Here is a 1,294-nt window from a genome sequence, read left to right as displayed (position 1 = left end):
CCGGCCGTCGCTCACCAGGCCGCCCGTGTGGGACGCGGCGGCCCGCTGCCCCTGCCCGCTGCGCCCGCCGACCAGCAGCACGACGGGCAGCGCCGTGGCCGCCAGCGCCTCGTACAGCGCGCGCCCATCGCGCGGATCCTCCAGGTACAGGCCAACGGCCCGGGTCTCGGCGTCCTCCGACAGCCAGCGCAGCAGCTCGGCCGGTGTGACGTCGGCGGCGTTGCCCACCGTGGCGACCCGGCTGAACGCGAGGCCGCGCCGCTCACCGACCTTGACCACCTCCCCTGCCAGCCCGCCGCTCTGCGAGACCAGCGCGATCGTGCCCGGCGGGCCGACGTCGCCACCGGCGAACGTCTGCCTGCCGCGCGGGCAGTAGACGCCCATGCAGTTGGGCCCCAGCAGCCTGGTCCCCGCCGCCCGCACGGCCGCCACCAGCTCGCCCTCCAGCTCCGGCCGCCCCGCCTCGCCGAACCCGCCGCTCATGACCTGCACGTACGGCACCCCGGCCGCCTGCCGTACGACGTCGGCGCACCGCTCAGCGGGCACCGCGACGAGCGCGTAGTCCACCGCGACCCCGTCGACCTCGGCCCCGGCCAGGGATGGCACGGCGGGCACCCCGCCGATCTCGCGGGCCTCGGGGTGCACGGCCACCACCGGCATCCCGGCCGCCCGGTAGAACTCGAGGAACATGTTGCCGAAGTTCGGCCGGGTGGTGGAGGCCCCCACCACGGCCACGGCCCGCGGTTCGAACAGCGCCGTGAAGTCAGCCGCGGAGCCAGCCGCGGAGTCAGCCGCGGAGCCAGCCGTGAAGTCAGCCGCGGAGCTAGCCGTGGAGTCGGTCGTGGAGTCACCGGCGTCCGGCGGGCCGTCATCCTCGGAGCCCGGCCCGGCCGGGAGGTAGCGGGCGTCCACCGCGATCACCCCGGACGGCGAGGCGATCACCGGGTTGGCCTCGAACTCGCCCAGCTCCAGCCGCTCCCACAGCCCGCCCGCCCCGCCGACGGTGATGAGCAGCTTGACCACCGCGTCCACGTCCACGCCCGGCCGCCCGCGATACCCGTGCAGCAGCGCCGATCCGCGGAGCGAGGCCAGCATGCGCCGCGCGTCCGACTCCGAGACGGGGCACAGGCGCACCGACGTGTCGCGCAGCGCCTCGGCCCACACGCCGCCGAGCCCGGCCAGCAGCACCGGCCCGAACCCGGGGTCGCGCACCACGCCGACGATCAGCTCGACGCCGCCCGCGGCCTGCTCCTCGACCAGGAACCCCGCCGGTGCGACGCCCTGCGCCGCCAGG

At 76.7% G+C, this 1,294-nt stretch carries 1 protein-coding gene; it reads right to left on the bottom strand.

From position 1 onward, the window contains the following. Nucleotides 1-1,294, bottom strand: a 1,294-nt coding sequence (locus DQW85_RS22845) for an acetate--CoA ligase family protein (RefSeq protein ID WP_205315329.1), incomplete at both ends; no start/stop codon positions are given.

Origin of the sequence: Nonomuraea lactucae, from assembly GCF_003313395.1 — a bacterium.
In the GTDB taxonomy this organism is placed as follows: Bacteria; Actinomycetota; Actinomycetes; order Streptosporangiales; family Streptosporangiaceae; genus Nonomuraea; species Nonomuraea lactucae.
Note: the sequence above shows the minus strand (reverse complement) of the source record. Positions and strands in the feature narration are given on the sequence as shown.